Here is a 25,963-nt window from a genome sequence, read left to right as displayed (position 1 = left end):
GAAAGGTCATCTGCAAAAATATCACCCGCAGAGACCGAGAAACTCGATAAATAACCAGGAGAAGCCGCATGACGTACCGCGCCCCGATTCGCCGTTTTTGCCTCACGACCCTGTTTGCCAGCCTGATGATCAGCGGTGTTGCTGTACAAGCGAAAGAGTGGAAATCGATCACTATCGCTACTGAAGGCAGCTATGAACCCTGGAACCTGACGCTGCCGGGCGGCAAGTTAGGCGGCTTTGAACCTGAACTGATGGAAGATCTGTGCAAGCGCATGGGCATTCAGTGCAAGCTGGTGGTGCAGAACTGGGACGGCATGATCGCTGGCCTGAATGCCGGTAAATATGACGTGATCATGGATGCAATTGTCATCACGCCAGATCGTAAGAAAGTGGTCAACTTCACCGCGCCTTATGCTTCAACGCCCGCCACCTTTATCACCACCAAAGACAGCCCGCTGCTGCCGGCCGATCACAACATCATCAAGCTGCATGACGATGAAAAAGAGATCAACGCAGCGATTGCCCCGCTGAAAGCGGCGCTGAAGGGCAAAACCATCGGCATTGCCTCTGGCACCGTCTACACGCCGTTTATCGATAAGTACTTCAAAGGTGATGCCGACGTACGCGAATACACCTCGTCGGCGGATGCGATGCTTGATCTGCAATCGGGTCGTATCGATGCGGTATTCGATGATGTGACCTTTGCGCAATCGATGCTGGCGCGTAAAGAGAACAACAACCTGGTCTTCAGCGGCCCGCAGCTCGGCGGCCCGATCTGGGGCGAGGGCGAAGCGATGGGCGTGCGCATGGCGGATAACGATTTGAAAGCCAAGCTGGATGAGGCGATTCATGCCGCGCTGGCCGATGGCACGGTGAAAAAGCTCAGTGAGAAGTGGTTTAAAACTGACGTAACCCCGTAAGTGAGGTGAAAGATGATGAGCCTGCTGAGTTTTGGTGCTGATGGCTGGGGCCGCCTGATCCTGAGCGCCGCCTGTACCACGCTGCTGCTGTCGCTGGTGGCGCTGATGATTGGTGCGGTGGTCGGTTCCGGTGTCGCGGCGGCCAAGTTATCACCTCAGCGCTGGCTGCGCTGGTTAGGTGAAGGCTATTCGGTGGTGTTCCGCGGCATCCCGGAACTGCTGGTGATCTACCTGTTCTATTTTGGTGGATCCGGCCTGATTACGCTAGTCGGGCAGATGTTTGGCGCCGATGGTTTTATCGAAGCGCCGCCGTTCCTGATTGGTGCACTGGCTATCGGGCTCATCTCGGGTTCGTATCAGGGTGAAGTGTATCGCGCGGCGCGTCTGGCGCTGGCCAAAGGCGAAGTCGAAGCGGCAGTGGCGATAGGCATGCCGCGTTGGCGTATCGCGCAACGCATTCTGTTGCCGCAGGTGGTGCGCTATGCGCTGCCGGGCATGTCGAATGTGTGGCAGATGAGCCTGAAAGACTCGGCGCTGGTGTCGGTCACCGGCATCGTCGAGCTGATGCGCGCCAGCCAGGTCGCCGCCGGATCTACGCGCGATTACTTCACCTTCTATCTGGTCGGCGCTGCCTGTTATCTGGTGCTGACGCTGCTGTCTAATCATGCGTTTCGCCGGGCAGAGTCGCGCCTCGGTCGTGCGTGGCAAAGTCGCACTGCGGCACAGCATTAAGGAGCAGCAGCATGATCGATTTCGCCTTTCTCTCTGACACCTTTCTCAAGCTGAGCGCCGCACTACCGGTGACGCTGGGCCTGTTTATCAGCGCCTTTCTCTGCGGCGGCATTCTGGCGATCGGTATTTTGTCACTGCGTATGAGCCGCTGGCGCGTGCTAAGCGGCTTTGCGCGCGGCTATATTCTGGTGTTTCGCGGTTCGCCGCTGATGATCCAGCTATTTCTCATCTATTACGGCCTTGGCCAGTTTGGCGTGATCCGCCACAGCTTCGTCTGGCCGTTCCTGCGCGAGCCGTTCATCTGTGCGGTGCTGGCGCTGTCGCTGTGCACCGCGGCCTATACCGCCGAGATTCTGCGCGGCGCATTGCTGGCCGTGCCCGCCGGACAAGTGGAAGCCGGGCTAGCCTGCGGCATGTCGCGCTGGCTGCTGCTGCGCCGCATTATTGCGCCGATCATGTTGCGCTATGCGCTGCCGGCGTACTCCACCGAAGCGATCCTGCTGGTGAAATCCACCGCGTTAGCCAGTCTGGTGACCGTTTGGGACGTGACCGGTGTGGCGCAGCAGATCATTCAACGCACCTATCGCACCATGGAAGTCTTTATCTGCGCGGCGGCCATCTACCTGATTCTCAACTTTATTATCGTCCAGCTGTACGGGCTGTTAGAGCGCCATCTGAGTGCGCAGCATCGTGCCGCAAAAAAGCCGTTGCCCGCCGTTAAACCGCTTGCCGGAGAGTAATATGCATCACACATCACCCGTTACCTTATCCGCCACCGATATCCATAAATCTTTTGGCGCGATGGAAGTTCTGAAAGGCATTTCGCTGCAGGCACATCAAGGCGATGTCATCTCGATTCTCGGTGCCAGCGGCTCGGGCAAAAGCACCTTGCTGCGCTGCATCAACCTGCTGGAAACGCCGGATGCCGGCGTGGTGAGCGTAGGCGGTGAAACCATTGAGATGAAGCGCCACGCGCGCGGTCATCAGCTGGCGGCCAACCCAAAACAGATTGAGCGCCTGCGTTCACGGCTGGGCATGGTGTTCCAGAGCTTTAATCTGTGGTCACACATGACGGTGCTGCAAAACGTCATCGAAGGCCCGCACTACGTATTGAAACGCGACAAAAAAAGCTGCATCGCGCAGGCGGAGCAGCTGCTCGATCGCGTGGGATTGCTGAATCGCAAAGATTTCTATCCGGCGCAGCTGTCGGGCGGCCAACAGCAGCGCGTAGCGATTGCCCGCGCGCTGGCAATGGATCCCGAAGTCATGCTGTTCGACGAACCGACCTCGGCGCTCGATCCGGAACTGGTGGGCGAAGTGCTGAAAGTGATGCGCAGCCTGGCAGAGGAGGGGCGCACCATGCTGGTGGTGACGCACGAAATGGGCTTTGCGCGCAACGTCTCCAATCGCGTGGTGTTTATGCATCAGGGCACTATTGATTGTCAGGGTGCGCCGGAAGAGATGTTTGGCGAGCAGGGATCGCCGCGCTTTAAGCAATTTATCTCCAGCCACCATGGTGTGGAGCAGCCAGCATGACCGTGGTGTGGGGCGATAGCCCACTAACATGGCAGGAACTGGTGCAGGTGGCACGCCACAATGCGGAGCTAAGCCTGAGCGTTAGCGCCTGGCAGCGCATTGCGCAAGGTCGTGCGATTGTCGATGAGATTGTGGCCAGCGGCCAGATTGCCTATGGCATCAATACCGGCTTGGGCGCGCTGTGTAATATCACGCTGCCGGAGGAGCAGCTTAGCCAGCTATCGCGTAATACGCTGCTGAGCCATGCCTGCGGCGTGGGTCAAGTGCTGACGCGGGAACAGGCGCGCGCCATTCTGTGTGCGGCCATTGCTAATTACAGCCACGGAAAATCCGGCGTGTCGGTGGCGCTGGTGCAGCATCTGCTGGCGCTGCTGAATCAGCAGATTACGCCGCAGGTGCCCGCGCAGGGATCGGTGGGCTATCTCAGCCATATGGCGCATATCGGCCTGGCGCTGATAGGGGTTGGCGAGGTTGAGTATCAAAACCAGATGATGCCCGCTGCGCAGGCGTTAACGCTGGCGGGATTGCAGCCCTATCGTCCGGGCGCTAAAGAGGGGCTGAGCCTGGTGAACGGTACGCCGTGTATGACGGGCTTGTCCTGCCTGGCGCTGGATGATGCCGCGCGTTTGCTCGATTGGGCGGATGTCACCGGTGCGATGAGTTTTGAGGCGCTGCGTGGACAGCTGGTGGCCTTTGACGCCGAAGTGATCGCGCTGAAAGCCAGCCCGGGCATGCAGCGCAGCGGTCAGCGCTTGCGTCAACTGCTGAGCGATAGTCCGCTGCTGGCGGCCAGCGTTGGCATTCGCACCCAGGATGCACTCAGCCTGCGTTCGATGCCGCAGGTGCACGGGGCCAGCCGCGATCAGTTCGATCACGCGGCGCGCCAGATCACCATTGAACTCAATGCCTGTACCGATAATCCGCTGGTGCTCGGCACGGCGGATAGCTGGCGCGTGGTGTCGCAGGCTAATCCGCACGGTGAATCGGTGGCGATGGCGGCGGATCTGCTGGCGATTGCGATGGCGGAAGTTGGCAGCATCGCCGAGCGACGCCTCGATCGCCTGGTCAATCCCCTGGTGAGCGGCTTACCGGCGTTTCTGGTGGCACAGCCGGGCGTTAACTCCGGCATGATGATTGCGCAGTATGTGGCGGCGTCGCTGTGCGCAGAGAATCGCCAGCTGGCGCAACCGGCGGTGCTGGATAACTATGTCACCTCGGGTTTGCAGGAAGATCATCTCAGCCTTGGCACCGGTGCGGCGCTCAAGCTGCTGAAGCTGCTGGGCAATGTGTGGCAGATTCTGGCAATTGAGTATCTGCTGGCGGCGCAGGCGCTGGATTTCCACGGCGAAGATCAGCTGGCGCAAGGCACGGCGCAGGCATTACGTCGCCTGCGCACCGTGGTGGCCAACTGGCAGGAAGATCGCTGGCTGGCCCCGGAGATTGCGCGCGCGGTTGAAGTGTTGAAAAGCGGGTTGTAGCGCGGGGTTTTAAAAGCGGTCGCCATGAATGGCGCCCCTACAAACCGCATGAGCCCATCGTAGGGTCGCCATTTATGGCGACCGGGCTTACGAGGATCGGCGGGCATCCGGGCGCACCAAATCAAAGCGCAGCTCCTCGCTGATGCCGTAATAGGCCGACGGACCACCGGCACGCAGGATCGGCTGCGCTTTGGCGGTTTGGTAGATGCCATTCTCCAGCAACGCCTCATCAATATGGATGGCGATGGCTTCACCCAGCACCAGCCAGCTATCAATCGGATGGCCTTGTGCATCCTGCAGTTGAATCAGCTGCGTCAACTTACACTCAAAATTCACCGGGCTTTCTGCCACCATGCTGACATTGACGTGTGACGCTGCCAATGGCGTTAATCCCGCCAGCGCAAACTCATCCTGATCGGACGGCACTGACGCGGAGCTCTCATTCATCGCTTCGGCCAGCGGACGCGTTGCCAGATTCCAGACAAACTCTTTGGTCTCCGAGATATTTTGCACGCTGTCTTTCCAGCCGCTGCTGGCAAAACCAATAATCGGCGGATGATAATTGAAGCAGTTAAAGAAGCTGTACGGCGCCAGATTGCGCGTGCCGCTGGCGCTCTTTGAGCTGACCCAGCCAATCGGGCGTGGACCGACGATGGCATTCAGCGGATCGTGCGGCAAACCGTGTCCAGCGCGTGGCTGATAAGAGTAACGTTGACGTGTCATTTCTGCTCCCGGTGATGATCAAAGCTTTATCTTAGCCGGTTAGCTTAGGGCGCAATAGCCAGTAGTTGCGTACAACGCACGCATTGCTTCCCGTTGTTTACGTATTCGTAATACGGCTAGTATGGCCTTTTGGCTGGTTGCAGGGAGTGGCAATGAAACACCCCGATTTAAACTTATTAATTGCGCTGGATATTTTGCTGGAAGAGGGCAGCGTAGCGGCGGCTGCCCGGCGTATGAACCTCAGCGCACCGGCGATGAGCCGCACGCTCGGGCGGATTCGCGACACCCTGGGCGATCCGGTTTTTGTCCAGGCGGGACGCAAGCTGGTGCCCACGCCACGCGCGCTGGCGCTGCGTGAGCAGGTGCGTGCAGCGGTTGAACAGGCCACGCAGGTGCTCACGCAGGGCGAAAATGTGCCGCTGGTGGGGCTGGATCGCCGCTTCAATGTGCGCGCCAATGATACTTTCACCGGCTTCTATTCCGGGCGTTTGCTGGAAGTCATGGCGCAGGAGATGCCTCGCGCGCTGCTGCACTTTGCGCCGGAAGAGGATGATGTGGACGTGGAGCTACTGCGCAGCGGCCGCGTCGATCTGTTTATCAGCGCGGCGCGCCAGCTTGGTCCTGAAATTCGCGTGCAGCCGCTGTTTACCACCCGGTTTGTTGGGCTGGCGCGCCACGATCATCCGATTTTTGCTGAGGATATCTCCCCCGAACAGCTGACGCGCTGGGGACATATCAGCATTTCACGTCGCGGCAAAGCCACGGGACCGATTGATAGCGCACTGGAGCAGCAGGGATTGCAGCGTCAGATATCGCTGATTGTGGCGACACCCTATAGCGCGATCTTCGCCCTGCAGGATTCTGACCTGTTATTACCACTGCCGGAGCATCTGGCGCGCAGCGCGGTGAGTGCCGGCATGCGCGTGCGCAGCTTTGAGCTGCCGGTGCCGCTCGAGACAGTGCTGTTAACGCAGGCCTGGCATCCGCGCTTCCAGCAGGATGCGGCACATCGCTGGTTGCGTCAGACCATCCGCCAGTTATGCAGCAACGACGGCTGAATATTGCTTAATCCGTGCGTTTGACGCACTCATCAATTTAACAATCGTCACTTTTACGCATGGATTCCTTTCCCTACAGTGAGCCCAACTTTCACGGTTGAGGATTCTCCATGCAGTCCCGCACTCTCTCATTTGCCCATCGGTTCGTGTTGCAGTGCGATTTAACCACGCCGCGCGCGACCTATATTCTGCGTTCGTTAATCGCCGCCAACCTGGCGCTGGTGGTGGCTTACGCGCTGGAACTGGACATGCCCTATTCGGCGGCCACCACCGTGCTGCTGGTGCTCAATCCGGTGCAGGGCGCGGTGCTGGGCAAAGGTAAATGGCGCCTGATCGGCACGCTGGTTGGCATGGTGGTGGCGCTGGCATTGATGGCCGCGTTTGCCCAGCTTCCGTGGCTATTTATGCTGGCAGAGAGCTTGTGGCTCGGCGTGTGCGTGATGGCGATGAGCGTGCTGCGCCACTTTCGCGCCTCGGGCGCGGCGGTAGCGGGTTACACCATTGGCCTGGCAACCCTTGGGGCGATGCAGCATCCCGATCTGGCTTTTGCACACGCGGTGGGCCGCGCCTCGACGGTGGCGATTGGTGTGATGTCACTTGGGCTGGTGACGGCACTGTTTAGTCGCCGCACCTTAAGCAGCAAACTGGACGCGCTGCTGCTGCGTTTAACGCAGCAAACCGCCACGCTATTGGCTATGCAAGGCCCGCCCGCGGCCCAGCATCGACTGATGAGCGAAATCTACAGCGTTGACGATTTGCTGGCAGCAGCCCGCCAGGAGTCCGTCACGCTTGCGCAGCATAGCCGCGCCATCCAGCAAGCCATGGATGCGCTGGGTGAGATGGTGGCGAGCGGCGTCAGTCAGCCAGCGGCGATCTGGCAACGTGTCGCCGATGCGCTGGCGCAGGGCCGGGCGGGATTGCCTACGGCGCGGCATCTACTGCTAGACGCGCGTGCTGATGAAACGCAGCCTCAGACGCACATTGACGCCATGCAACGCGTAGTCCAGGTGCTTAGCTATCTGCCCTACACCTCTTCATCACCGCGCCTGGTCGCGCCGAGTTTTCATCGTGACTGGAGCGGTGCACGGCGCAATGGATTACGTGCCACCTTAACGCTACTGGCGGCATCGCTGCTGTGGTTGGGTAGCGGCTGGCCTGCGGGCGATATTATGCTGCTGATCATTGCGCCTTATTGCGCCTTGCTCTCCGCATCTCCTCAGCCTGCCGCCGGTGCACAACAGTTTTTGCGTGGCACGCTGTATGCGCTGCCGATGGCGCTGATCTGCGCCTTTCTGGTGCTGCCATTGATTAATGGTTTACCGCTGTTGCTGCTGGTGCTGAGCCTGTTTTGGTTGCCGGGTATTTATGCCACCAGCTATCCGCAACATATTCTGAGCGGGTTGGCGTATCTGGTGGGGTTTAACACCTTAACGGCGGCCAGTAATCCCATGGTGTATGACGTTACGCAGTTTCTTAACTGGTCGCTGGCGTGGCTGACCGGCACGGCGTTAACGCTGCTGGCGTTTCAGTTGATGCCACGTAACCCGGCGCGTCATGTGCAGAGACTGCGGGCGCGGATTCGGCTCAACAGTCTGGCGTTGCTGGCGGGAAAAGCGGCGAAACCGCTGCGCTGGCAGCAACAGCAGCAGCATCGGCTGGCGCAACTGGGGGCGCTGCTGCGCACCCAACCGCAAGCACAGGATCTTGCGCTGCAGCAGGGCTTAGCCAGCCTGCAGCTGGGGCGTGAAGTGCTGCGTTTACGCGCGCTGGCAATCGATTCGCCGTGGCGTTCGCAAATTGTCACGGCACAACAGCGTATTGCACGTCGCGTGGGTAACCCGCTCCAGGCGGCAAAGCACGCTCAACGCACGGCACGTTTGCTGCGCGGTGATGCGACTTTAGCGGCCGGTTTTAGCGCCCTCGCGCAGCTTTTGCAGCAGCATGCTGACTACTTCTCGCCGCAGCTGGGAGGGGATGCGCATGTTAAGTGAGGTGTCGATTGCCGGCATCTATCTGCCGCCTTTCTTTATCTATCTCTGTGCCACTTTCCCGCTATTCCTTGCTGCACGTGCGCTGCTGGTGCGCTGTGGTGTGCTTCGTTGGGTTTGGCATCCGGCGCTGTTCGAATTCGCTTTGTCTTTTCTCTTACTGGCGGTGTTAATTCTCTATGTCTGATTCAGTTTTCTCATGGAAGTCGTCCCTCAGGATGGTCATGACGCTGCTGGTGGTGGCCGTCGCAATCTGGCTGGCAATCGCTCTGTGGCGGGCCTACGTGCTGGCGCCCTGGACACGCGATGGTCGCGTCAGTGCGCAGGTGATTCGCATTGCCCCGGAGGTTTCCGGCACGGTGCAGACGGTGCCGGTGGCGGATAACCAGTTTGTGGCGCGCGGTACCACGCTTTTTGTGATTGATCCACTGCGCTTCCAGCTTGCGGTGGCACAGGCTGAAGCTCAGCTGCGGGAGGCCAACGCCACGCTGCAGCAAAAGCGCGATGAGGCGCAGCGGCGGCGGCAAATGGCGGCGCTGATGGCTGCTGAGGAGGTACAACGTGCGCGCGAGGCATTGCTGGTAGCGGAGGCGCAACAGCAGCAGGCGAGCGCAGCGCTGGCTCTCGCGCAGCTCAATCTACAACGTGCCACGGTGCGCGCGCCGGTGGATGGCTACGTAACCCATCTGCGCTTACAGGCGGGTGATTACGCGGTGGCAGGCACACCGGATGTGGCGCTGGTGGATGCGCACAGCTTCTGGGTTACCGGCTACTTCGAAGAAACCAAACTACACGCCATGCACATTGGCGATCGCGTTGATATTCATCTGATGGGCGACAGCCAAACGCTTAGCGGCCGCGTTGCCAGCTTTGGCCATGGCATCAGCGACACCAATCAGCAGGTGGATGAACAGGGTTTGCCCGGCGTAGAAGCCACCTTTAGCTGGATTCGGCTGGCGCAGCGCATTCCGGTGCGCATCGAACTCGAGGCGCTACCGCAGGATAAATTACTCACGGCTGGCATGAGCTGCAGCATTGCGGTGGCGGGTAACACACGCGCCCGCGGACGTCTGACAGCGTTGCTGGCGCACTGGCTTTAATCAATCAGGAGGTTGTATGTCGTTAAATCCCCAGGATTTTACCGTTTATGATATTCAGGCTTTTCCGCTGGTGTGCCTTAACCAGCAGGCCGTGCTGCCGGGTTACGCCAGCCAATGGGAAGCGGAGATGCTGGCGCTGCTGCAGCAAGAGGCGCCATTTGTGGTGGTCTACGATCACATGCGCGTTGAAGAGACCGAGGCCGATCGGCGGCAACGGGGTGACTGGCTGATTCGCCATCGCCAACTGCTGAGTCAACGCTGCAAAGGAATGCTGAGTATTGAGAGTGAGGCGTCGCGCTGTGCGGAACTGCGTAAGATGCGCAAAATGTTCGGCATTCCGCATCAGGTGGTGAGTTCACGCACTTATGCCCTGGCGCAGATGCAGCAATGGCTGGCTCGCGCACAGAAATAATGGCAAAAAACGGCGGCTGATAATTTCTTTTACGCTCGCAGCGGGGTATCTTACGCCCGCGCTATTTTCCGGAGAAACTATGAACAAGCCAGCCGCCACGTCACCTTTCCATCCGCGTAACCGCCATCAGGGCCGTTATGATTTTGCTGCTCTGACCGCAGCCCATCCGCCGCTGGCGGTGAAAGTGCGTCCCAACGGCTACGGTGAGTTGTCAGTGGATTTCGCCGATCCTGAAGCGGTTATGCTGCTGAATCAGGCCCTGTTGAAACTGTTCTACAACCTTAACTGGCAGCTGCCGGCCGGCTACCTGACGCCGCCGGTTCCGGGCCGTGCTGATTACGTGCACGCGCTGGCCGATCTGCTGGCGAGCGACAACGGTGGCGTGATCCCGCGCGATTTAGATGTGATGGATATCGGCTGCGGCGCGAACTGCATCTATCCGCTGATTGGCAACGCCGAATATGGCTGGCGCTTCACCGGCACCGATATCACCGCCGAAGCGATAACTGCCGCAGGGCAGATTGTAGCGAGTAATCCGGGCTTGCAGCGCGGCGTGCGTTTGCGTCGTCAAAAGGATGCCGCTGCCATTTTTGCCGACGTGGTGCACAAGAACGAACGCTATCATGCGGTGTTGTGTAACCCGCCGTTCCACTCCTCCGCGCAAGAAGCGGCCACCGTTGGCCAGCGCAAAACGCGTAATCTGGGCTTAGGCAAAAACGCGCCGCTCAATTTTGGTGGTCATCACAGCGAACTGTGGTGCGATGGCGGCGAGCGCAAGTTCGTCGGTCAGATGATTGATGAAAGCGTGGCGCACTCAGACAACATTGTGTGGTTCACCTCGCTGGTGTCACGCAAAGAGAACTTGCCGGCGCTGCGTGACCAGTTGCGCGATCTGGACGCTTATGAAGTGCGTATCATCGAAATGGCGCAGGGGCAGAAGCAGAGCCGCTTTATCGCCTGGACGTTCCAGCCGCCAGCGACACGCGCTAAGCGGCTGAAACGCTGAGTTTATTGCGCCGGCGGTAGCGCCGGTAAACTGGCAGCGGACGTGATATCGCTGCCGGTTTGCATCACTTCCACCGTTTGATGCGGTGCTTTAATGCCGGCCGCATCAAAATGCTTCTTCACCTTGTCGTCCAGCGCAAAGCGCACCGTCCACTGTTTTAGCGGCTGGGTGGTGAAGGAGACGCGCACGGTAAAGGATTGATTGGTTAAGCCCACCAGTCCCGCAAAGCTCGGCTCGCCAATCACCATGCCGCGAATGTCCGGATTCTCCAGCAGTTCCTGCACCGCACCTTGCAGCGTCGCGTTAACGCGTTCGGTGTCTTCACTGCGATCCACATCATAGTTGGCCACGAACGAGCCGATACCGCGCACAAAGTTGGCGAAAGTGGTGATCGATGACCACGGAATAATGTGATAGGCGCCGGTATCCTGGCGTACGCCCACCGAGCGAATGGACATGCGCTCCACTGTGCCAGTGATCGGGCCAATCGTCACCAGATCGCCGGTGTTCATGCCGTTCTCAAACTGGATAAAGATGCCAGTAATGATATCTTTCACCAGCGTTTGTGAACCGAATGACACCGCCAGGCCAAGTGCACCGGCACCGGCCAGCAGCGGCGCAATGTTGACCCCGACTTCCGACAGCAAAATCATAATGGTGATGGTGCTAATCACCACCGCTAGCGCATTACGGAACAGCGTCAGCAGCGTGCGGGTGCGTGCGCTGGGCATCGGACGACCGTGCGAATCTGACGCCAGACGGCTTTCGATCAAACTGGCAAGCAGCGTCCAGCCTACCGCCGACAGCAGCACAATCATCACGATGCGAATCAGCACATCCACCATTTTCTGTCCGGCACCGAGGGTCAGCCAATGCCAAAGATCAAACAGATTCCATGCGTTGAGCAGCAACAGCAGCGTGGCGAATACCGTGACTACGCGCGCCAGTTTTAGCAGCGCTTTTATCCAATCATTGACGCGCTTTTGCAGCTCGGGATAGTTGCGGCGCATATCTGGTGAGAGCGTAACGGTCTTGCCGATCCAGCGCGTGAGCATGCCGGAAATCAGCGCGGCGATGACGACGATGGCCAGGCTGCGCACCGTGGCGGACATCATAAACTTCAGGCTGTCGCCGGGATTGAAGATCGAGAACAGGAACAGCGCGATAAAGTAGGCGCTGGCCAGCCAGTGCCACACCATACCGAAGGCGCGGATGAACAGCGCAAAGAAACTCATGCTGCGATCGGCGAGGCGCGACAATTCGTGATGGATGTTGTTTTTGTTGCGGAAAATCAGCCACAGCGCCCATCCGGTCATGATCCCCATGATCAGCATATTAACCAGCGCAGCCACCTGAATATTGACCTGATTGGAAACAATGGGCACCACCACTAATAAGCCGTAGCCAATAATGCCGCTCAGCCAGCTTAAACGTGTGTTCCAGTAACTGGCGCGCGCATCCGGTAAGTGGAAGAAGCGCAGCGCGGGGAAACGCGGGCAGAATATCAGGCGCAGTACCGCTTTAAAGAATTCAATGAGCGCAAAGGCGTTGAGGAATAGCCCTTGCTGATAGGCGATGGTGCGGTTGCCGTTGTGATAGTTGTCGCTGATGATCTGGCCGACAAACAGCGTCAGCGCCAGCAGCAAAATATCAAGAATAAACGCCATAAAGATAGTGGCGGGCAGATGCAGCCACTTGGTGCGCTCAAGGTTTTGCTGGCGTCCCCAGCGCCCCATGCGCCGCCACACCGGCCACATCATGCGGCGCGTCAGCCAGTAAAAGGCAAACACCGCGGCGGCGAGGCCGGCAAAGTATTTCAGCGCATTGAGAAAGGTTTGCTGGTTGAAGGCTTTGTGCGGCGCGTTGGTGATGTTGTCATGTAACTTCACAAACTGTGAGGCCACCGCGCCGCCATATTGACGCGTGACGTTGGTGACGCTCTCCAGCACCGTAGGATCTTCCTGATCCGCCTGCGGTGGGGCGAGCACCGGCTGTTCGCTGGTGGATTTGCTGTTAGCGGCCTGGCGTAACTGATCGATCAATTCCTGACGTGAAGCGTTGTTATCCAGAATATTGGCCAGCGCGGCGTAGGCGGCTTTTTTCTCTTCTACGCTGGGTTCACCTTCCGCGCTGCTGCTGCTGGCTGGCGTTTGTGACTGCTGTGCTGCCACGGCGGCCTGAGGCAGATTAACCGCCTGCGCCGAAGGCATGAGAAATAGGGTGAGCAAACTGAAGAGTAACCACAGGGTGGCACGACCGGGTGGGCTGGCAGACAACATCGCTTTCTCCTTGAACGGCACAAGAGGGAAGTATAGTCAGTGATGGAAGGTACAGATTCTGAAAGGAAAATTGATTTGTGTGTGGGGCGGTGGGGAAGAAGGTCGTCATCAATGACGACCTTACAGAATCGGTCGCCAACCACGGCGACCTGGCTATCAGGATACGTGCTGCAGGAACTCGCGCAGACGATCGCTCGGCGGGTTGGTGATCAGCTCGTCTGGATTACCATCTTCGGCAATGGTGCCTTTGTCGATGAAGATCAGACGTGAAGCGACTTTTTGTGCAAAGCCCACTTCGTGCGTCACGATGACCATGGTCATACCTTCCTCAGCCAGATCCTGCATCACTTTCAGTACTTCGTGACGCAGCTCGGGATCCAGCGCTGAGGTCGGTTCATCAAACAGCATCATTTTCGGCTTCACTGCCAGCGCACGCGCAATGGCCACACGCTGCTGCTGACCACCGGAAAGCTCAGACGGGAAGTGGTGCGCACGCTCGGCGAGACCCACTTTACCCAGCAGCTCACGCGCCAGCTTGTGCGCTTCCTCTTTCTTCGCACCGCGCACGCGAATCGGGCCAAAGGCCACGTTATCCAGCGCGCTCATCTGTGGGAACAGATGGAACTGCTGGAACACCATGCCCGCTTCCTGACGAATTAAGCGCTCATCAACTTTTGGGTCATTAACCTTCATGCCATCGACAATCAGGTCGCCGGTGGTGATCTCTTCCAGCTTGTTGATGCAGCGCAGCAGCGTGGATTTACCGGAACCCGATGGCCCGATAATCACCACCACTTCGCCTTGATTGATCTTCAGGTTGATGTCGTGCAGCACCTGAGTCTGGCCGAAATTCTTCGAGACGTTGTTAAATTCAATCACAGAATTTTCATCCTTTTCTCAATACGGCGCAGCACAAAGCTCAACACCAGCGTAATAACCAAATAGATAATGGCAACGGCGCTCCAGATTTCGAGCGCGCGGAAGTTACCGGCGATGATCTCCTGGCCCTGACGCGTCAGTTCGGCCACGCCAATCACGATAAACAGCGAAGTATCTTTGATGCTGACAATCCACTGGTTACCCAGCGGTGGCAGCATACGGCGCAGGGCCAGCGGCATAATCACGTAACGCAGGGTTTCGCGGCGCGACAAACCCAGCGCCAGACCCGCTTCACGGAAGCCTTTATTAATCGACAGCACCGCACCGCGAGTGATCTCTGCAATATAGGCGCCGGAGTTGATCATAATGGTGACCACCGCCGCGCTGAATGGATCGATACGCAGGTCGGGGAACGCCATTGGCAGGGCGAAGTAGATAAACATCACCTGGACTACGATTGGCGTGCCGCGAATCAGTTCGATGAATACCAGTGCGATGTTATTGGTGATCCAGCCGCCGTAAGCGCGCGCAAAACCGGCGACTAAACCGATAATTAAACCGCCGACCAGGCCGAGGACCGAGATCAGCAGGGTCATTTTGGCACCTTCGATTAAAATCGGCAGGGCAGGCCAAATGACGCTCCAGTCAAACTCCATGGTGTGACTCCAAAATCTGTTGCGTGGAAATGTAAAAAGCAGGGAGTTTTATGCTCCCCGCTGGAAAAATCGGCTTAGGCCGCAATTATTTTGGTTCAGTACCGAACCATTTTTTATAGATGGTGTTGTAAGTGCCGTTGTCGCGCAGGGTTTTCAGTGCGCCGTTCACTTTTTCACGCAGGTCATCGCTGCCTTTCGGGAAGGCGATGCCATATTGTTGTGCTTCAATGGATTCGCCAACCGCTTTGAAGCGGCCTTTACCGGCGGTATTGATGAAGTACAGGATGTTTGGCGTATCGTGCAGCACGGCATCAGCACGTTGAGTGCCTAACTCCATGTAAGCGTTGTCAATATTCGGGAACTGACGCAGATCTTTCGATTTGATGTGCGCTTTCGCGTAATCAACCGAACCGGTGCCGCTTTTCACTGCCACAACTTTACCGTTCAGATCGTCGATGCCTTTAATGTCTTTTTCATTTTCGCGCACCATTACCAGCAAACCGCTTTTGTAGTAGCCGTCTGAGAACTCGATGGCTTTCTTACGCTCTTCGGTGATGGTGATGCCGGCCAGCGCCAGGTCAATATTTTTGGTTTGCAACGCAGGGATGATGCCGCTGAAATCCATCGGCTTGAAGGTGTAATCCAGTTTCAATTCTTTGGCGACCGCGTCCCACAAATCGATATCAAAACCGACGTATTTATCGCCTTGTTTGAACTCAAAGGGAACGAATGCGGTGTCGGTGGCGACAATCAGTTTTTTGTCTGCTGCGGTGGAAGAAAGGGAGAAGGCCAGCGCCAGCGCGGCCACGGAGACTTTAATCAATGACTTCATCATTTTTTCCTTATTACCCTTCAGGCCTGATGGCCCGATGTACGGCTTATCATATGAAAAAATTATGCCAACTTTTCCTTTTTTCACGAAATCAGTCGTTTTAAGCACTTGCTGACACGATTTTGCGCTGCAGAAAAGGGTTGCACCTTATTGGTGCCTTATTTTGGTGCAAGGGGCTGTTGTGGTGCAGGCACAGTGTGCACCATGGGCGGGGCGAGCGAAAGAAGGGTTTAAGGAATTGTTAACGACGTCAAAAAAAGCACCACAATGTTACAGACGTAAAAAAAGGCGGGATAACCCGCCTTTATTATGAGATTGGAGTTTATTCAATATTTGATTCGATGAACCACAGGAATTTATCCAAATCACGCGATGCCGCGGTGAAGATATCAGCGGTATCTTCATCGCTGACTTCAGTGATCGCTTTACGCGTGTCATTCGCTACAATCGCATAACGATCGGCCAGCGCTTTCAGATGATCCTGCACGCTATGAATATTTAGCGGATAGCTTTTCAGTGGTGTTTTGTCGTTGACGATCTGGGTGGTGCCCAGCGCCACGCCGCCCAGCTGAACCACGCGTTCAGCGATAGTGTCCTGATGATCGGTAATCGCCGTACGGAAGCCATCAAGCATCTCATGTACGCCAATAAAGTTAGCGCCGCGCATATTCCAGTGCGCCTGCTTGGTGATCAGCGACAGGTCAATAAACTCCACTACCAGACGGTTGAGCACCTCGATGGTCGCTTTTTTATCGCTGTCAGCGACGTCATTACGGGTGTAAATCAGATCAGACGATTTAGTTTTAACCAGTTTTGCGGTACTCATCATTAATGTCCTCTTATTGATGGTTGTCCTAATCAAGCACGGAAATAAGTATAGCAGCAGTTTTAGACTCTGCAGAGTTGATTAAAACGATGACAGGAATAGATAAACCTTAATGTTGCTCATGGATTGTGCGTTTTTTATTTTACGTTATATAAAACAATGAGTTAATTACGATGTTAATTATTTATTAATCCTGTTGCAAAATAATAACAGAAAATTCTTATTATCGGCCAAAAAATGATAATGAGAATGCGTCTATATTTAACCTGCCTGAAGCAGGCTAAATAAAGGATTATTTATTGCGGATTATTAATATCCACTTCGCTTATTTTCGCGCTTTTTTGTTTCATGGTCAGCGTTGAACCCGCTGAGGCGATAATGATCGCCAGCAACGCAATCCACTGCTGGAGCGTTAACAACTCGCCAAGGAACAGCATGCCCGACAGCGCAGCCATCGCCGGTTCCAGACTCATCAAGGTTCCGAAAATACGCGCTGGTAGACGCGTCAGCGCCATCATTTCAAGAGAATAAGGAATCGCGCTCGAGAGCATGGCGATCAGCAGTGCCAAAGGCAGTACTTCCCAGTGCCAGATCCCCGGAGCGGCAAAGGTCAGGCCGAGGGGAACGAAAATCACTGATGCAATCAGCGATCCCATCGCGACCGTTGCCGGACCATGTTCGGCACCCGCGCGCTGACCCGCAAGAATATAGACCGCCCAACAAGCGCCGGCACCGACCGCCAGCAAGGCGCCGAGCGGATCGATGTGGCTCATTCCTGCGCCGATTGGCAGCAGAAACCATAAACCGACCACCGCCAGCAGCACCCAAATGAAATCAAGCGGCCGACGCGCACCGATTAATGCCAGCGTTAATGGGCCAAGAAATTCTAAACCCACCGCGACGCCAAGCGGCACGGTGCGAATCGCCAAATAGAAGAGATAGTTCATGCAGCCGAGCGCTAAGCCATACATCAGCAGCGGCTTGCGTTGCGCACGCGTGAAGCGTAAACGCCACGGTTTAAAGATAATGCAGAGAATAACGGTGCCAAGTCCCAGGCGCAGTGCGGTGATGCCCGGCGCGCCGACGGTAGAAAAGAGGGATTTCGCTAATGAAGCGCCGCCCTGCAGTGAAAGCATCGCAATAAGAAGTACGGCGATAGGGAACAACACTGGGGCCATATTTTTGGTCGTTGGAGGCGCAGACATCCTGTAATCCATTCCTTTAGGTTTTAACAGCGAAGTAACAAGTACCCAGTGTAAAGGAATCTTCAGCAAATAAGGAGACACGAAGCGGGGAAATAAAAAGCGTTAGTAGTTCAGAATTTGCCCGTTTTCAGGGCCATTTCCGTAAAGAAACGTCAGGTTTTTTTAGGAATATACTTAAACGCATTTTTTGTGATCGGAAATTTTGTTGCAGAAAAATGATGGTTTTTATAAGTAAAATGAATGACATAGGAAACTTCATTAACTTTCTGTTACACCAAACAATCTGTTAGACAACAAATTGCGGGCAGAGTTTCTTGCTGTTTTTTGTTATATTTATAGCGTTGTCAGGAGAGAAGTATATTCACATTTGAGGTGGTTATGAAAAAAATTGCATGTCTTTCAGCATTGGCTTGTGTACTTGCAGTTTCTGCAGGTTCTGCCATGGCACAAAGCACCGTTACCGGTGGTTACGCTCAGAGCGATTATCAAGGCGTTGCTAACAAAGCAAACGGCTTCAACCTGAAATATCGTTACGAAGACGGTACTAACCCACTGGGTTGGATCGGCTCTTTCACTTACACCGAGAAAGATCGTACTGACGCTGGCGTTTATAACAAAGGCCAATACTACGGCGTGACCGGTGGTCCAGCTTACCGTCTGAACGACTGGGCAAGCATCTACGGTGTTGTAGGTGTTGGCTACGGTAAATTCCAGTCTACCGCTCCAGAGCGCCAGAAAGCTGATACCAGCGACTACGGTTTCTCTTACGGTGCAGGTATGCAGTTTAACCCAATCGAAAACGTTGCACTGGACGTGGGTTACGAGCAGAGCCGCATCCGCAACGTCGACGTGGGCACCTGGATTGCTGGCGTAGGTTACAGCTTCTAAGTTCTTGCTTAGACCAGTTGCACAATAAACGGTCCTTCGGGGCCGTTTTTTTATGCGCGCCACTCTGTCATCAATCCCTGTGTGGCGGTTTAAAACACAAAGCCCGCTACATGAGCGGGCTTTGTTAAATTCTGGAGGAGTGGGATTTAGCCGCGCCAGATCAGGTTAGGGCACGGACGTTCAACCAGCGCTTTGCCGGTTAGCTTTTCAATTAGCATCAAACGCAGCGCAAACGGCGAGCGCGTGAACAGGCACAGCAGCGATTTCAGCTCGAAAGCCGGTTTGCTCTGTTCAGCCTGGAAGCATTTGCCACAGTCGAGGCAGTTTTTCATGGTAGTCATGTTCACCTCCCGAGTGAATTACGACATCTTCTTGTAGCCTTTATAAGCTATTCGCTTACATTATCAACAAAGATAGCACTGGCTATACTCTTTAGCCAACACTATTTAGGAAAAATTTGTGCTTATTTGTGCCTGGTTTACAATGAGCGCAGCCAGCCCGCACCGCAGGTAAAGTGCGGCAGATAATAAAGAGGAAGTTGAATGAGTCGTCGTGCAAAAATCGCCACCAACACGCCCCAGGGGCCGCTGAAAGAGATTGAGGAGCATGTTGAAGGATTTCGCCAGGTGCGCGAAGCGCATCGTCGTGAGCTGATTGACGACTACGTTGAGTTAATCTCTGACTTAATTCGCGAATTTGGCGAGGCGCGTCAGGTAGATATGGCTGCGCGTCTCGGGGTTTCGCAGCCCACCGTAGCCAAGATGTTGAAGCGCCTTGGTACTACCGGACTGGTTGAGCAAGTACCCTATCGCGGGGTGTTTCTGACCGCCGAAGGCGAGAAGCTGGCTGAAGCGAGCCGCGTGCGCCACCATATTGTAGAAACCTTCCTGTTGGCGCTGGGTGTTAGCCCGGAAACCGCGCGCCGTGATTCAGAAGGCCTGGAGCATCACGTCAGTGATGAAACGCTGGCCGTCTTCCAGAAATTTTACGAGAGTCGCTAACTACAAGGCCTTCCGCCATCATGCCCATCCTGCTTCGTTCTTTAATGCGCGATCGTATTTTGCATTTGTTGTTGCTGTTGGGTGTGATTATGTTGCCGCTGGCGAATTTTCGCTGGTCGCAACTGCCTGGTGCCGTTGACTGGCACACCATTATGACGCTGACAGGCCTGTTGATGTTGACGAAAGGGCTGGAGAACAGCGGCTATTTTGATGTGCTCGGTGCGCGCCTGATCCAACGCTTCCAGCATGAACGGGCGCTGGCGCTGTTTATGGTGTGCGCGGCGGCTTTGCTTTCTACTTTTCTTACCAACGACGTCGCACTGTTTATTCTGGTTCCGCTGACGTTAACGTTGCGGAAATTCTCGCGTCTGCCGATCTCACGTCTGATTATTTTTGAAGCGCTGGCCGTCAATGCGGGATCGTTATTGACCCCGGTCGGCAACCCGCAAAATATTCTGTTGTGGAGCCACGGTTCGCTTAGCGTTGGCGGATTTATTGGACAGATGGCGCCGCTAGCGGCCTTTCTGATGCTTACGCTGATGGCGCTGACGTGGTGGAGCTTTCCGGCACGCGCGATTCAAAAGCATCAGCAGGATGAAACCCAGCCGTGGCGCAAGCCACTATTTGTGATTAGCGTCGCGCTGTATATCGTTTTTATTGTCGCACTTGAGATGAAAATGACCGGCTGGGCGTTACTGCTGGTGGCGGCGTGTTTCCTGATTATGGCGCGCAGCGTATTGATCAGCATCGACTGGAGTTTGTTGCTGGTATTTGTCGCGATGTTTATCGATGTATTTTTGCTGATGCATTTATCCTGGCTGCAGCCGCATTTTGCCGCGATTGGCCAATTAGGTGAGGGCGGACTTTACCTGCTGGCGATCGGTTTATCGCAAATCATCAGTAACGTCCCCGCCACCATTTTGCTTTTGCAGAAAGTGCCACCGTCCGAGGTGCTGGCGTGGGCGGTGAATATCGGCGGTTTTGGCTTATTGCCCGGATCGCTCGCCAACCTGATCGCCCTGCGCATGGCGCAGGATGCGCGCGTTTGGTGGCGTTTCCATCTGTTTTCTATCCCCATGCTCGCCTGGTCGATGGCGGGTGGATGGCTGCTGTTGCACTTATTGGCTTAACGGCGGGCCAATGTCGGCTTGTGTAAAGTTGCATTGGCATTTGTCAATTTCCCATCTAAGGTTATGTTGACCGTTTTTGCCCGGGAATCGGGACAACTGCCTACGATGAAAAATTATGAGTGAAAACCAGAATCAGCCGTCCGCACGCGATCAGCAAGATCCGCAAAACACATCAACATCCAATCAAGACAACAACGAACCAGAACGTAAACGCCCCGGAAAGAAACCCCTGATAATCCTCGCCGTTGTGGTGGTGATTATGATTGTGGTGGCGTTATGGTTCTGGCTCACCACGCGCAACATTGAAAGTACCGACGATGCCTTTACGGAAGGCAACGCCGTGACCATTGCGCCGAAAGCCTCTGGCTATGTGGTCAAGCTGCTGGTGCGCGATAATCAGCGGGTGAAGAAGGGGGATCTGCTGGTTGAAATCGACGCGCGCGATACCGAAGCGCAGCGCGATCAGGCCAAAGCGCAGCTGGGATTAGCGCAAGCGCAGCTGCATCAGGCACAGGCGCAGTTAGATTTGTCGCGCGTGCAGTATCCGGCGCAGCGTGACCAGGCGCTTGCCGATCAGGCCAAAGCGCAGGCGAACTTATTGAATGCGCAGGCAGATTATCGTCGTCAGCGCGGTGTCGATCCTCGCGCCACTTCACAACGTAATATTGATACTGCCGCCGCACAATTGCGTTCAGCTGAAGCACAATTGCAGAGCGCTAAAGCTCAGGTCGAAGTGGCTTCGCAGGTTAAGTTGCAAATTCGTCAGCAGGAAACCAATGTTGAAGCGCGTGAGCAACAAGTTGCCCAGGCCGAAGCACAACTCAACACCGCCGAACTGAATCTCTCGTATACCCAGGTACGTGCGCCCTATGATGGTTTTGTCACTAAGCGCAACGTGCATCTCGGTACGCTGGTGCAGGCGGGCAGCGCACTGTTCTCGCTGGTTTCACCTGAAATCTGGATTAACGCCAACTTTAAAGAGTCGCAGCTGGCGCGCATGAAGCCGGGTAACAAAGTGGAAATCAGCGTGGATGCCTGGCCAGATATGAAGCTGGAAGGGCACGTTGATAGTGTGCAGATGGGCTCGGGTTCACGCTTCTCCACCTTCCCGGCCGAGAATGCCACCGGCAACTATGTGAAAATTGTCCAGCGCGTGCCGGTGAAAATCGTTATCGACAAAGGTTTGGATCCAAATCATCCGTTGCCGCTGGGCCTGTCTGTTGAGCCGAAGGTGACAGTGGAATGAGTGCGAGCGAAAGCTGGCGTCCGGCCAGCAATCCGTGGCTGGTTGCCATCACGGTGACGCTGGCGGTGTTTATGGAGATCCTTGACACCACCATCGTCAACGTCGCACTGCCGCATATCGCGGGTTCGCTCTCCTCCAGCTATGACGAATCCACCTGGGTTTTGACCTCCTATCTGGTCGCCAACGGCATCGTCTTACCGATCTCGGCGTTTTTCAGTCGCCTGTTCGGCCGCAAGCAGTTCTTCCTGATCTGCATCGTGATGTTCACCATCTGCTCCTTCCTGTGCGGCATCGCCACTGAGCTGTGGCAGATCATCTTGTTCCGCGTGCTGCAGGGCTTTTTTGGTGGTGGATTGCAGCCGGTGCAGCAATCGGTATTGCTCGATTACTTCAAGGCGGAAGATCGCGGCAAAGCGTTTGGCCTGTCATCGATTGCCATCATCGTCGCGCCGGTTATCGGTCCGACGCTCGGCGGCTGGATTACGGATAACTACAGCTGGCGCTGGGTGTTCTTCATTAATATCCCGGTGGGCATTTTAACCGTGATGGCGATTTACCAGCTGCTGGAAGATCCGCCGTGGGAGCGTAAGTGGGCGAAAGGTCGCCTGAAGATTGATTACATCGGCATCAGTTTGATCACGCTGGGACTCGGTTGTCTGCAGGTGTTCCTCGATCGCGGCGAAGATGAGGATTGGTTTGCTTCGCACTTTATCATCCTGTTCGCCACGCTGGCGCTGGTCGGTATTGTTGGCGCGATTTACTGGTTACTGTACGCGCGTAAGCCGGTGGTTGATCTCACGGTAATGAAAGATCGCAACTTCTGGGTTGCGGGTTTGCTGATGGCGGGCATGGCGATGATTTTGTACGGCAGTTCGGTGGTGCTTCCGCAACTGGCGCAGCAGGATCTGGGTTATACCGCCACCTGGTCTGGGCTGGTGCTGTCGCCCGGTGCGATACTGATTGTGCTGACCATTCCGCTGGTATTGAAGCTGATGCCGATCGTGCAAACGCGCTATATCATCGCGTTCGGTTTTACCTGTCTTGCCAGCGCCTTTTTCTACTCCAGCACGCTGACGCCGGACGTCGATTTCAAGACCCTGGTGATGATGCGTAGCGCGCAGTCGATCGGACTGGGCTTCCTGTTTGTGCCGCTCACCACCATTGCTTTTATTACCGTACCGCAGCGTCTGAATGCCGATGCCTCGGCGCTGTTCACCATGTTCCGAAACGTTGCCGGTTCAATCGGCATTTCGCTTTCCACTGCGGGGATTACGGAACGTATGCAGACACGATCGGCGAACATGGTGCACAACATGTCGCCGCTCAATGAACCTTACAATCTCACGCTGCAACACTGGGCCGACTCGATTCGTAATTTCACCACTGCGGTGGGCGATCCGCTGGTGCTGGCGAGCGGGCAGCTGTATCAGGAGATGATCGCCCAGGCGCGTATCCTGGCGTACATCGACGTATTTATGGGCCTGAGTATCGTGGCTTTGCTACTGATTCCATTTTGTTGGTTGCTTTCGCCGATTAAGAGCGAAGGCGGTGCAGGAGCACATTAACATGAACAAGATTTCGCGCTCGACGCCGTCACTGACGCTGCTGGCGCTGTCATTATTGCTGGCCGGTTGCGCCGTAGGACCTGATTACCAGTCGCCGCAGGCGCACACGCCGGGTAGCTACCATGATTTGCCTTCGCAGCAGGCTTCAAAACCGCTGGCGGCGGCGACCAATCCGCTGTGGTGGAAAAGTTTTAACGATCCGCAGCTGGATAGCCTGATTGAGCGCGCGGTTGCCGGCAACTTAACGCTGCAGCAATCGGTACTGCGCATTGCTGGCGCGCGCGAGCAGCTGGCGCAAGCGCGCGGCGGTTTGTTCCCGTCGCTCAACGGCTCGGCAAAAGTCACGCGACAGCAGCTGGGTTTGAAGGGCTTACTGAAGTCTAACGGTGTTTACGATCAGGTAGACAGCGATGTGGCCAACCAGCTGAACGGGTTGGACCATTCCGTTACTCTCTATCAGGGCAGTTTTGACGCCAGCTGGGAGCTCGATCTGTGGGGCAAAGTGCGCCGCCAGATGGAAGCGGCGGATGCGCAGCAGCAGGCGGCCATTGAACAGCGCAACGATGCGCTGGTGTCGCTGGAAGCAGAAGTGGCTCGCGCTTACCTGCAGTTGCGTGGTTCACAGGCGGTGCTGGCAACGTTGCAGCAGCAGATCGAGGTGGCGCAGCAAACCTGGGAACTGACGCAAAGCCAGCAGCAAAACGGTCTGGCGCCTACCACGGATGTGGAAAATGCCCGCGCACAGCTGGCCTCCCTCAATGCGCAGCTGCCGCAGTATCAGGCACAGCAATTACAGGCCATGAACGGCCTTGCGGTACTGCTGGGGAAAACGCCAGGCGCGCTGGATAACGAGTTGATGAACCCCAAAGCACTGCCCGAGTTGCCGAAAATGGTGCCGGTGGGGATTCCGGCGACGCTGGCGCGTCGTCGCCCGGACATTCGTCAGGCAGAAGCGACGTTGCATGCACAAACCGCCAACATTGGCGTATCGGTTGCCGATCTCTTCCCCAGCCTGTCGCTGACCGGGCAACTTGGGGTGCGCAACACCGATGCCAGCTATCTGGATGACTGGAGCAGCCACTTCTTCAGCGTAGGGCCGTCGCTCTCTATCCCCATTTTCCAGGGCGGTCGTTTAGTTTCCAGCGTAAAACTGGCGCGTGCTCAGCAAGCGAACGCGGCGCTCGATTATCGTCAAACGGTGTTGACCGCGCTGCAGGATGTGGAGAACGCGTTGGTGAGCTATCGTGCCGATCAGCAGCAGGTCATCGCACTGGATGAGACCACGGGCGCTCTGCAGCGCGCCTTTGATTTAGCCAGCGACAGTTATCGGCAGGGCATCTCGACCTTTATTGATGTGCTGGATGCGCAGCGTCAACTGTCGCAAGCCAAAGCGCAGTCGACTCAGGCGCGTATGCAAAGTGCGCTCGATCTGGTGGCGTTATATAAAGCGCTCGGCGGCGGTTGGGAACCTTATCAAAACGTCAACCTGCCGGACTATTCTGTGTTTGGCCCGGCAACAGAGGTGCATTAATTTTACTTAGTAGCCGGTTAACCACCGGCTTTTTATCGCCACGATAAGTAAAAATGAGATTTCTCTCCCATCCTCGGCAATATAATAATCCCCTATGAAAATAGGGCCTGCGTTACACCATTAATCCTTTTTTACCTTTATGCTCAGTTATGCTGCACAGCACAATAGCTGCTAAATGATTGTTTAATACCTGGGAATATTGGTTTGAAATCGATTCCAGCTGCAACATAAGCAACAACCAAGGGTTGTTAATTCAGGGTTAATTAAAGGCGACGCGGCGCTTTTAAACCTCAACGTAAGAAATATGTAAGCAAGTTCAGATTAATCCAGGCAATAAAATTAATTTATTTTTTTATTTGAATTAGGTAATCTTGCCACTACAGTTTATTTAACCCCCTTAAGCAAGGACATTGTGATGAGTGACGCATTTAAAGTTCTGAACAACATTCGCACATTACGTGCGCAGGCTCGTGAACTGCCATTGACCGATCTGGAAGAGATTCTGGAAAAATTAACCGTCGTTGTGACTGAACGTCGCGACGAAGTAAATGCAGAAGAAGCACAGAATCGCGAAAAAGAAGAGAAGCTGTCTAAATATCGCGAAATGCTGCTGGCTGACGGTATTGACCCGAACGAATTACTGGGTGCTCTGGAAGTGGGTAAAAAGCGCGCCAAGCGTGCACCGCGTCCAGCGAAATATTCTTACACTGACGAAAACGGTGAAGAAAAATCATGGACTGGCCAAGGCCGTACCCCAGCTGCGATTAAGAAAGCACTGGATTCAGGTAAAAGCCTCGACACTTTCCTGATCAAATAATCCGCACAATCCTTGTAAGTGGGAGCCGAAGGCAAATGTCTTCGGCTTTTTTTATTTATTTAAATACATTTTTACCTCGCGCCCAGGCACATTGGCTGCACACGCTGGTCTCGTTCACTTAACGGCGTAAGATTCCAGGGACTCGCCCGCTTGCG

26 protein-coding genes are annotated in these 25,963 nt (G+C 55.6%); 18 read left to right on the top strand and 8 right to left on the bottom strand.

What is annotated here, in order from left to right:
- Positions 1-68 precede the first annotated feature (68 nt).
- The 5 genes from WFL93_RS02970 to WFL93_RS02950 are packed head-to-tail and all read left to right on the top strand — an operon-like array spanning position 69 to position 4,666.
- The gene (locus WFL93_RS02970) at positions 69-920 is read left to right on the top strand and encodes a transporter substrate-binding domain-containing protein (RefSeq protein WP_007887773.1); all 852 of its coding nucleotides are present in this window, start codon (positions 69-71) and stop codon (positions 918-920) included.
- 12 nt (positions 921-932) lie between these two features.
- Positions 933-1,652 carry an ABC transporter permease gene (locus WFL93_RS02965; protein ID WP_036620519.1) on the top strand — a complete coding sequence of 240 codons (720 nt, stop codon included), beginning with the start codon at positions 933-935 and terminating at the stop codon, positions 1,650-1,652.
- Between the two features lie 11 nt (positions 1,653-1,663).
- The gene (locus WFL93_RS02960; RefSeq protein WP_007887768.1) at positions 1,664-2,392 is read left to right on the top strand and encodes an ABC transporter permease; all 729 of its coding nucleotides are present in this window, start codon (positions 1,664-1,666) and stop codon (positions 2,390-2,392) included.
- Between the two features lies 1 nt (position 2,393).
- Positions 2,394-3,188, top strand: coding sequence for an ABC transporter ATP-binding protein (locus WFL93_RS02955; protein WP_049850971.1), 795 nt, complete (start codon positions 2,394-2,396; stop codon positions 3,186-3,188).
- Positions 3,185-4,666: an HAL/PAL/TAL family ammonia-lyase gene (locus WFL93_RS02950; RefSeq protein WP_336777214.1), complete on the top strand. Its 1,482-nt coding sequence runs from the start codon at positions 3,185-3,187 to the stop codon at positions 4,664-4,666. The genes WFL93_RS02955 and WFL93_RS02950 overlap by 4 nt, the downstream gene beginning before the upstream one ends.
- A gap of 87 nt (positions 4,667-4,753) precedes the next feature.
- On the opposite strand, the gene WFL93_RS02945 is transcribed toward WFL93_RS02950, so the two are convergent.
- Complete coding sequence (locus WFL93_RS02945; RefSeq protein ID WP_336777213.1) at positions 4,754-5,389, bottom strand: flavin reductase family protein; 636 nt, start codon at positions 5,387-5,389, stop codon at positions 4,754-4,756.
- A 152-nt stretch (positions 5,390-5,541) separates the two neighbouring features.
- On the opposite strand from WFL93_RS02945, the gene WFL93_RS02940 reads away from it, so the two are divergent.
- From WFL93_RS02940 to rlmF, 6 genes are all read left to right on the top strand, one after another.
- The gene (locus WFL93_RS02940) at positions 5,542-6,447 is read left to right on the top strand and encodes a LysR family transcriptional regulator (protein WP_336777212.1); all 906 of its coding nucleotides are present in this window, start codon (positions 5,542-5,544) and stop codon (positions 6,445-6,447) included.
- A 110-nt stretch (positions 6,448-6,557) separates the two neighbouring features.
- On the top strand, positions 6,558-8,438 hold the full coding sequence (locus WFL93_RS02935; RefSeq protein WP_336777211.1) for an FUSC family protein: 1,881 nt from the start codon (positions 6,558-6,560) through the stop codon (positions 8,436-8,438).
- Positions 8,428-8,622, top strand: coding sequence for a DUF1656 domain-containing protein (locus tag WFL93_RS02930; RefSeq protein WP_007887752.1), 195 nt, complete (start codon positions 8,428-8,430; stop codon positions 8,620-8,622). Before WFL93_RS02935 ends, WFL93_RS02930 begins: the two co-directional genes overlap by 11 nt.
- Before the next feature lie 37 nt (positions 8,623-8,659).
- Positions 8,660-9,535, top strand: coding sequence for an HlyD family secretion protein (locus tag WFL93_RS02925; RefSeq protein WP_336777210.1), 876 nt, complete (start codon positions 8,660-8,662; stop codon positions 9,533-9,535).
- Positions 9,536-9,551: 16 nt separating this feature from the next.
- Positions 9,552-9,947 (top strand): hypothetical protein, encoded by a 396-nt coding sequence (locus WFL93_RS02920; protein ID WP_007887749.1) that lies wholly within the window; start codon positions 9,552-9,554, stop codon positions 9,945-9,947.
- A 79-nt stretch (positions 9,948-10,026) separates the two neighbouring features.
- Entirely contained in the window at positions 10,027-10,953 is a 927-nt protein-coding gene (gene rlmF / locus WFL93_RS02915) for a 23S rRNA (adenine(1618)-N(6))-methyltransferase RlmF (RefSeq protein WP_336777209.1), read from the top strand.
- Between the two features lie 2 nt (positions 10,954-10,955).
- On the opposite strand, the gene ybiO is transcribed toward rlmF, so the two are convergent.
- From ybiO to rhtA, 6 genes are all read right to left on the bottom strand, one after another.
- Complete coding sequence (ybiO, locus tag WFL93_RS02910) at positions 10,956-13,232, bottom strand: mechanosensitive channel protein (protein ID WP_180823325.1); 2,277 nt, start codon at positions 13,230-13,232, stop codon at positions 10,956-10,958.
- A 156-nt stretch (positions 13,233-13,388) separates the two neighbouring features.
- The gene (glnQ, locus tag WFL93_RS02905; protein WP_007887746.1) at positions 13,389-14,111 is read right to left on the bottom strand and encodes a glutamine ABC transporter ATP-binding protein GlnQ; all 723 of its coding nucleotides are present in this window, start codon (positions 14,109-14,111) and stop codon (positions 13,389-13,391) included.
- The gene (glnP, locus tag WFL93_RS02900; RefSeq protein ID WP_007887744.1) at positions 14,108-14,767 is read right to left on the bottom strand and encodes a glutamine ABC transporter permease GlnP; all 660 of its coding nucleotides are present in this window, start codon (positions 14,765-14,767) and stop codon (positions 14,108-14,110) included. The genes glnQ and glnP overlap by 4 nt, the downstream gene beginning before the upstream one ends.
- 85 nt (positions 14,768-14,852) lie before the next feature.
- Positions 14,853-15,599 (bottom strand): glutamine ABC transporter substrate-binding protein GlnH, encoded by a 747-nt coding sequence (glnH, locus tag WFL93_RS02895; protein WP_007887743.1) that lies wholly within the window; start codon positions 15,597-15,599, stop codon positions 14,853-14,855.
- A 322-nt stretch (positions 15,600-15,921) separates the two neighbouring features.
- Positions 15,922-16,425 (bottom strand): DNA starvation/stationary phase protection protein Dps, encoded by a 504-nt coding sequence (gene dps / locus WFL93_RS02890; RefSeq protein ID WP_036620516.1) that lies wholly within the window; start codon positions 16,423-16,425, stop codon positions 15,922-15,924.
- Between the two features lie 296 nt (positions 16,426-16,721).
- Positions 16,722-17,630, bottom strand: coding sequence for a threonine/homoserine exporter RhtA (gene rhtA, locus WFL93_RS02885; RefSeq protein ID WP_336777208.1), 909 nt, complete (start codon positions 17,628-17,630; stop codon positions 16,722-16,724).
- 378 nt (positions 17,631-18,008) lie between these two features.
- Between rhtA and ompX the strand changes: the two genes are divergently transcribed.
- Complete coding sequence (ompX, locus tag WFL93_RS02880) at positions 18,009-18,518, top strand: outer membrane protein OmpX (protein ID WP_007887740.1); 510 nt, start codon at positions 18,009-18,011, stop codon at positions 18,516-18,518.
- 146 nt (positions 18,519-18,664) lie between these two features.
- Here ompX and WFL93_RS02875 read toward each other — a convergent pair whose 3' ends face one another.
- Positions 18,665-18,859 (bottom strand): hypothetical protein, encoded by a 195-nt coding sequence (locus WFL93_RS02875; RefSeq protein ID WP_007887739.1) that lies wholly within the window; start codon positions 18,857-18,859, stop codon positions 18,665-18,667.
- Between the two features lie 201 nt (positions 18,860-19,060).
- Between WFL93_RS02875 and mntR the strand changes: the two genes are divergently transcribed.
- The 6 genes from mntR to WFL93_RS02845 all read left to right on the top strand — a co-directional run bounded on the left by mntR (position 19,061) and on the right by WFL93_RS02845 (position 25,808).
- Positions 19,061-19,519: a manganese-binding transcriptional regulator MntR gene (gene mntR, locus WFL93_RS02870; RefSeq protein WP_007887735.1), complete on the top strand. Its 459-nt coding sequence runs from the start codon at positions 19,061-19,063 to the stop codon at positions 19,517-19,519.
- 20 nt (positions 19,520-19,539) lie between these two features.
- A complete protein-coding gene (locus WFL93_RS02865; protein WP_336777207.1) occupies positions 19,540-20,649 on the top strand; it encodes an SLC13 family permease in 1,110 nt (369 codons plus the stop codon).
- 115 nt (positions 20,650-20,764) lie between these two features.
- Positions 20,765-21,895 (top strand): HlyD family secretion protein, encoded by a 1,131-nt coding sequence (locus WFL93_RS02860; RefSeq protein ID WP_007887731.1) that lies wholly within the window; start codon positions 20,765-20,767, stop codon positions 21,893-21,895.
- Positions 21,892-23,460 carry a DHA2 family efflux MFS transporter permease subunit gene (locus WFL93_RS02855; RefSeq protein WP_007887728.1) on the top strand — a complete coding sequence of 523 codons (1,569 nt, stop codon included), beginning with the start codon at positions 21,892-21,894 and terminating at the stop codon, positions 23,458-23,460. Before WFL93_RS02860 ends, WFL93_RS02855 begins: the two co-directional genes overlap by 4 nt.
- 1 nt (position 23,461) lies before the next feature.
- Positions 23,462-24,991, top strand: coding sequence for an efflux transporter outer membrane subunit (locus WFL93_RS02850; protein ID WP_180823327.1), 1,530 nt, complete (start codon positions 23,462-23,464; stop codon positions 24,989-24,991).
- Between the two features lie 415 nt (positions 24,992-25,406).
- Positions 25,407-25,808: an H-NS family histone-like protein gene (locus tag WFL93_RS02845; RefSeq protein WP_007887725.1), complete on the top strand. Its 402-nt coding sequence runs from the start codon at positions 25,407-25,409 to the stop codon at positions 25,806-25,808.
- Positions 25,809-25,963: the final 155 nt, after the last annotated feature.

This window comes from Pantoea sp. USHLN256 (genome assembly GCF_037149875.1).
Classification (GTDB): domain Bacteria; phylum Pseudomonadota; class Gammaproteobacteria; order Enterobacterales; family Enterobacteriaceae; genus Pantoea; species Pantoea nemavictus.
Note: the sequence above shows the minus strand (reverse complement) of the source record. Positions and strands in the feature narration are given on the sequence as shown.

Coding starts and splice junctions, on each gene's coding strand:
- WFL93_RS02970 (WP_007887773.1), top strand. CDS start 69: ATGACGTACCGCGCCCCGATTCGCCGTTTTTGCCTCACGACCCTGTTT.
- WFL93_RS02965 (WP_036620519.1), top strand. CDS start 933: ATGATGAGCCTGCTGAGTTTTGGTGCTGATGGCTGGGGCCGCCTGATC.
- WFL93_RS02960 (WP_007887768.1), top strand. CDS start 1,664: ATGATCGATTTCGCCTTTCTCTCTGACACCTTTCTCAAGCTGAGCGCC.
- WFL93_RS02955 (WP_049850971.1), top strand. CDS start 2,394: ATGCATCACACATCACCCGTTACCTTATCCGCCACCGATATCCATAAA.
- WFL93_RS02950 (WP_336777214.1), top strand. CDS start 3,185: ATGACCGTGGTGTGGGGCGATAGCCCACTAACATGGCAGGAACTGGTG.
- WFL93_RS02945 (WP_336777213.1), bottom strand. CDS start 5,389: ATGACACGTCAACGTTACTCTTATCAGCCACGCGCTGGACACGGTTTG.
- WFL93_RS02940 (WP_336777212.1), top strand. CDS start 5,542: ATGAAACACCCCGATTTAAACTTATTAATTGCGCTGGATATTTTGCTG.
- WFL93_RS02935 (WP_336777211.1), top strand. CDS start 6,558: ATGCAGTCCCGCACTCTCTCATTTGCCCATCGGTTCGTGTTGCAGTGC.
- WFL93_RS02930 (WP_007887752.1), top strand. CDS start 8,428: ATGTTAAGTGAGGTGTCGATTGCCGGCATCTATCTGCCGCCTTTCTTT.
- WFL93_RS02925 (WP_336777210.1), top strand. CDS start 8,660: ATGACGCTGCTGGTGGTGGCCGTCGCAATCTGGCTGGCAATCGCTCTG.
- WFL93_RS02920 (WP_007887749.1), top strand. CDS start 9,552: ATGTCGTTAAATCCCCAGGATTTTACCGTTTATGATATTCAGGCTTTT.
- rlmF (WP_336777209.1), top strand. CDS start 10,027: ATGAACAAGCCAGCCGCCACGTCACCTTTCCATCCGCGTAACCGCCAT.
- ybiO (WP_180823325.1), bottom strand. CDS start 13,232: ATGTTGTCTGCCAGCCCACCCGGTCGTGCCACCCTGTGGTTACTCTTC.
- glnP (WP_007887744.1), bottom strand. CDS start 14,767: ATGGAGTTTGACTGGAGCGTCATTTGGCCTGCCCTGCCGATTTTAATC.
- glnH (WP_007887743.1), bottom strand. CDS start 15,599: ATGAAGTCATTGATTAAAGTCTCCGTGGCCGCGCTGGCGCTGGCCTTC.
- dps (WP_036620516.1), bottom strand. CDS start 16,425: ATGAGTACCGCAAAACTGGTTAAAACTAAATCGTCTGATCTGATTTAC.
- rhtA (WP_336777208.1), bottom strand. CDS start 17,630: ATGTCTGCGCCTCCAACGACCAAAAATATGGCCCCAGTGTTGTTCCCT.
- ompX (WP_007887740.1), top strand. CDS start 18,009: ATGAAAAAAATTGCATGTCTTTCAGCATTGGCTTGTGTACTTGCAGTT.
- WFL93_RS02875 (WP_007887739.1), bottom strand. CDS start 18,859: ATGACTACCATGAAAAACTGCCTCGACTGTGGCAAATGCTTCCAGGCT.
- mntR (WP_007887735.1), top strand. CDS start 19,061: ATGAGTCGTCGTGCAAAAATCGCCACCAACACGCCCCAGGGGCCGCTG.
- WFL93_RS02865 (WP_336777207.1), top strand. CDS start 19,540: ATGCCCATCCTGCTTCGTTCTTTAATGCGCGATCGTATTTTGCATTTG.
- WFL93_RS02860 (WP_007887731.1), top strand. CDS start 20,765: ATGAGTGAAAACCAGAATCAGCCGTCCGCACGCGATCAGCAAGATCCG.
- WFL93_RS02855 (WP_007887728.1), top strand. CDS start 21,892: ATGAGTGCGAGCGAAAGCTGGCGTCCGGCCAGCAATCCGTGGCTGGTT.
- WFL93_RS02850 (WP_180823327.1), top strand. CDS start 23,462: ATGAACAAGATTTCGCGCTCGACGCCGTCACTGACGCTGCTGGCGCTG.
- WFL93_RS02845 (WP_007887725.1), top strand. CDS start 25,407: ATGAGTGACGCATTTAAAGTTCTGAACAACATTCGCACATTACGTGCG.